This window comes from Tunicatimonas sp. (genome assembly GCF_049647865.1).
Classification (GTDB): Bacteria; Bacteroidota; Bacteroidia; order Cytophagales; family Cyclobacteriaceae; genus Tunicatimonas.
The window spans coordinates 1-4655 of the sequence record NZ_JBARYM010000688.1 but is presented as its reverse complement, the minus strand read 5'-3'; the positions used below and the strand labels follow the sequence as shown (position 1 = coordinate 4655).

5 protein-coding genes are annotated in these 4655 nt (G+C 40.0%); 2 read left to right on the top strand and 3 right to left on the bottom strand.

Translation table 11 applies throughout. The features are described from left to right. Window positions 1-119: 119 nt before the first annotated feature. From WBA23_RS20160 to WBA23_RS20150, 3 genes are all read right to left on the bottom strand, one after another. Complete coding sequence (locus tag WBA23_RS20160) at window positions 120-905, bottom strand: RluA family pseudouridine synthase (protein WP_424584081.1); 786 nt, start codon at window positions 903-905, stop codon at window positions 120-122. Between the two features lie 189 nt (window positions 906-1094). Continuing rightward, the gene (locus WBA23_RS20155; protein WP_424584080.1) at window positions 1095-1481 is read right to left on the bottom strand and encodes a DUF6122 family protein; all 387 of its coding nucleotides are present in this window, start codon (window positions 1479-1481) and stop codon (window positions 1095-1097) included. 190 nt (window positions 1482-1671) lie between these two features. After that, window positions 1672-2745 carry a CNNM domain-containing protein gene (locus tag WBA23_RS20150; protein WP_424584079.1) on the bottom strand — a complete coding sequence of 358 codons (1074 nt, stop codon included), beginning with the start codon at window positions 2743-2745 and terminating at the stop codon, window positions 1672-1674. A gap of 272 nt (window positions 2746-3017) precedes the next feature. Here WBA23_RS20150 and WBA23_RS20145 point away from each other — a divergent pair, with 272 nt between their 5' ends. After that, window positions 3018-3974: a sugar phosphate isomerase/epimerase family protein gene (locus WBA23_RS20145; RefSeq protein WP_424584078.1), complete on the top strand. Its 957-nt coding sequence runs from the start codon at window positions 3018-3020 to the stop codon at window positions 3972-3974. Window positions 3975-4124: 150 nt separating this feature from the next. Beyond that, window positions 4125-4499, top strand: coding sequence for a hypothetical protein (locus WBA23_RS20140; RefSeq protein ID WP_424584077.1), 375 nt, complete (start codon window positions 4125-4127; stop codon window positions 4497-4499). The last annotated feature ends 156 nt before the right edge of the window (window positions 4500-4655 follow it).

Below are 4655 nucleotides of genomic sequence, written 5' to 3'. Positions count from 1 at the left end.
TAATTATGTATGTTTAGTCGCTACAAAATTGCCGATCTTTTCTCTTTTCTGAAAATCCAACCTCACCCTACTTTATTTTTGTGTACGGTACTGAATTTTTTGATGGCTTCTACCCTATTTTACTCTGCTTGGCTAAATATTTTTCTGAACTTCTGGGGCAACTCATCAATGACAAAAATACGCTGATTAGTGAACGGATGGATAAACTCTAGTGAGTAGGCGTGTAAATACAATCCCTTCCCCTTCAAGATTAAGCCCTCTGCGCCGTACTCGCTATCGCCCAGAATAGGATTTCCAATGCCTGACAGATGTTTGCGTAGTTGATGCCTTCTTCCGGTTTGCGGATTTAGCTCTACAAGGTTCAGCTTCATAAACCTTTCGGACGGTACCGACTGTTTTACTAAATAGTCTGATTGAGATTCTTTGTCATCAACTTCTGTAACAATCGTTCCGCTTCTGCTCATTTCACGAATCGTAATCGCGTAGTAGGTCTTTTCGATCGTCTTAGACTTAAACATTTCGTTCAAAGCTCGGATGCTACTGCTGGTTTTTCCTATTAGCAAAACGCCAGTAGTTCCATAGTCTAACCGGTGTACTGGCTTAGGTGTGGTTACATCCGTCAAGCTGCTTAGCTTAATATTCTGACTTAGAGCATTCGCTACTGTTTTAAAACAATTGCCACTCACCAAAATACCGGCTGGTTTGCTAATTATTGCTAAGTATTCGTCTTCAAACAGCACTTTCAGGGGTAGGACCAGTTTTTTCTGAGAATTAACTTTTTCAGAAATTGATAAGCGTATAGTTTCACTACCATTGATGTAGGTAGCGGTAGAAGCAGTAACACCATCGACTGTAACGTACTGTTTCTTTAATACTTTTTTCCATGCTGATTTTGTGATGGCCAAACTAAAAATACCAACTCCGTACTCTTGAAGCCGGGTAGGGTTGGTCTGTTTGGGGACAATATGAGTTTCGGTTTGATTAATAGTAGATTATAAGGTGATTTTCTATAAAACAACGAGATAATGGTGTCCGTATTTTTCTCATCAGTTTATCAATACAGCTTTACAAAACTCAGTGGTCATCAGTTCGGTCTAAACTCCTAACCAATCGGCTATTGCCTTTAACAGTTCGTAAGCCGGGGCTTCTATTTGGCATTCCTGGCACTGACTATACATAAACAGGCAGTCAATAAGGTCAGTCAGCAGATGTAATAGAAGCCCTGTTCCAATTATTCGTACTGGATATGGAAAGAAGAGTAGCACAAAATAAACTACTGCAGCATAGGAAGTGTGAAAGTAGTGAAACCCAATACTACAGCGATTCGCCTGAAAAACCGGATTAACCAATAAATGATCTAAATCAACCAACATAGTTGCCAACAGCCAAAGATACGCTTGCTTCCACTTCTTTTTAAAAAACAGAACTGCAATAGCTGCCGGAAATACGAAGTGCAAAAAGTAGTGAATGAAGGGTTGCATCGATTTAGTGGCTAGTCATTACGGCAAGTCATCATACAGCTAATAGTCAATAATCTGCTGATAGCAGATGATTATTTTTAGCCCCTAATTACTAACATTATACTTGATCAATACCCAAATCTGTTTTTTTACCTCATCTTTCTCATCCCAGAACAAATTTTTATATCTCATATTTCGAGTTTAATCTCTATTACGTAGTTAACCCTTGCTCTTTGGCGCGTTTTTCCCACTGCTGGCGAGCGTGGCGTTGCATATCTTCTACCGTATCAGTTTCATCCATAATCTCTAAACCGAGTAATGTTTCCAGTACATCTTCCATGGTGACTAGCCCCACTATTGTGCCGTACTCATCGTTCACAATGGCAATATGCTCTCGCTGATTTACCAACATATCTAATAAATTAGGTAGTATCTCAGAATCTCGTACGTGCTGAATCTCACGGTTTAGTTGCTTCAGTTTCATTTCGTGCTGGTCTTCCGCCAGTGCGCGCAATATCTCATCTTTTAAAGCCATTCCAACAATAGTATCCTGACTTCCTTCAAAGATCGGAATACGAGAAAACTGCATTGGTTTATACTGCTGGTAGTAATCCTGAAGGGTTTGGTTTGCATCAGCCATAACCATTACCGCGCGAGGAGTCATTACATCGCGGGCAACTAATTTCTGTAGTCTCAGTAAGTTTTTGATAATCTTGGACTCACCTTTGTCAATGGCACCACTCTCTTCACTAGCCTGAGTCATAGCCGTGAGGTCCGCCCGGCTGAGCACTGAGCGCCCTTTCTCTTTCTTCAATCCTTTGGTAATTACTTGACTTAGCCAAACAAAGGGCGTTAGTAATAAAATTAAAATTCGTAGTGCTCGCACGGTAAAGGGAGCTAAAGTACGCCAGTTATTCGCGCCAATGGTCTTAGGTATAATCTCGGAAAGGATTAGAATAGCCAGTGTCATAACCGCCGCAATAATAGACTCCATATTAACACTGGTAAACCCAAGACTAACATCGGAATCACCGAATATTTTACCAGCCTGTGCCCCCACCCCAATTGCTCCTACCGTGTGGGCAATAGTATTTAACGTAAGTATAGCCGACAGCGGACGGTCAATATCTTGTTGATACGACTTCAGTAGCTCTCCAGTAGTGGCTCCTTCTTGCACTTTACGGTTAACGTAAGAAGGGGTCACACTCAGAATAACGGCCTCCAGTATCGAGCACAGAAATGAAAAAGCAATAGATAGTACGAAAAAAAATATGAGTAGTCCCATAGTATCAGTTTAGTAATTTATTTCACAATAAACTAAACTATGACTAATTGTTCCTATTAGACGTGGATTTTTCTTGTGAATGTATTTGTATGAATGAGTATAATGATAGAAAAGTTATTCGCTAGGGAATGATTAGATTGTTTATTAATTATCTTCAATCTCGTTAATTTTGAACTTCATATTATGATTGTTACGCATTGTGCACCAAGATATTATACTACCCTTTCAGAAATATTTGTTACCTTTCCGGTTATGTACAATACACCTAATCTATGAATCGACGTCATTTTTTACACCAATCTACCTTAGCAGCAGCAACTCTCGCATCAACTTCTTTCACTTCTTCAGCACTCGCCTCACCTCAGCCAAAGGCTCGGAAATTTACAATGAGCCTTGATCCTGGCGCCATTGGCGTAAAAGTTGATCAAAATCAACTTATTGAATATGCGACAAAATTTGGCTTTGAAGCAGTTACACCTTATCCTGATTTTCTAGCTAAACTAACGAAAGACGAGGTTAGCGACTTGCTGGATGAAATGCAGCAAAAAAAAGTTGTTTGGGGTGTAGCTGGCCTCCCAGTGGAGTTTCGGAAAGATGAAAATACACTACGCGAGGGGTTAAAAAAACTACCAGCCTTGGCAAAGGGGTTACAGCAAGCCAATGTTACCCGGGTAAGCACCTGGGTTATGCCTACCCACGCTGAGCTTAATTACCTTAAAAACTTTCGGCAACATGCTGATCGTTTGCGGGAAGTTGCAACGATACTGGCCGATCATAATTTACGCTTTGGATTGGAGTACGTTGGCCCCACCACCTTACGTAATGCTAAGAAGTATGCCTTTGTTCATACATTAGAAGAGACGCAGGCACTAATTGAAGAGATTGGGCAGAAAAATGTAGGAGTTGTGTTAGATAGCTTCCATTGGTTTACTGCGGAGGAAGATGTAAAAGACATTTTGACGCTTTCCAATGAAGATATAGTAGCGGCTGACCTTAATGATGCTCACGCTGGTCGGACTGCAGTAGAGCAGATAGACGGACAGCGAGAACTGCCTATGGCTACCGGACTAATTGATACTCAGGCTTTTCTGAATACCTTAGTAACTATTGGTTTTGACGGCCCGGTTCGGGCTGAGCCATTTAATCAGGCCTTACGTGATATGCCCGACGATAAAGCAGTGGCCTCGACCGCAAAAGCAATGAAAAAAGCATTTAGCCTAATTAGTTAATTATGCAGAAGAATTGTCAGCTAGTGGGAACTTATCAGACAAACAATTAGTTAATTAGTTTACTATCGCTAAGTCTACTGTTTTCTTATGTGAGTTTATGCACTCTTTTTGTGAGCAGTTTTTAACTATCTTTTATTACTAAAGTTACTTATGAGTACCGAAGAGAAACAAAGTCATTTTATTGAAAAGGCCATCACCATGTTGGAAAAAAAGGGGTATGACCAAATCAAAGCGAACCACCCTGACTACGAACAACCTGGTAAATTTATTCAGCAGGGCACCAATGAAGAAATTATACCTGATTTAACCGCAAGAACTTTGTTAGGTAAAGATTATTTTAAGGTAGTTGAGGGTGATAAAGAGCACGAACAATCGGTAGTTAGCAAGTGGAAGCTTTTCTCTAATATTGCTCAAATTAAAAACGGTAAATTTTTCTTGTTAGTACCCTACGGGAAGAAAAAGTACACGAAAGAATTAATGGACCGCTATAATATTCAAGCAGACCTGCTTTCTCTTTCTCGATAGAGAGACTTTTACACTAACCTTTTTGAAGGCCGGATTCAATCTTTGATTCCGGCTTTTTTTATGTGCTAACTTTTTCTATTTAGCATAATTAAAGTGAGTAGAATGATAATTATAGGTTGGCTCCTATGATCAGCTAACATGCCTATAAATCCTCAG

Coding starts and splice junctions, on each gene's coding strand:
- WBA23_RS20155 (WP_424584080.1), bottom strand. CDS start 1,481: ATGCAACCCTTCATTCACTACTTTTTGCACTTCGTATTTCCGGCAGCT.
- WBA23_RS20150 (WP_424584079.1), bottom strand. CDS start 2,745: ATGGGACTACTCATATTTTTTTTCGTACTATCTATTGCTTTTTCATTT.
- WBA23_RS20145 (WP_424584078.1), top strand. CDS start 3,018: ATGAATCGACGTCATTTTTTACACCAATCTACCTTAGCAGCAGCAACT.
- WBA23_RS20140 (WP_424584077.1), top strand. CDS start 4,125: ATGAGTACCGAAGAGAAACAAAGTCATTTTATTGAAAAGGCCATCACC.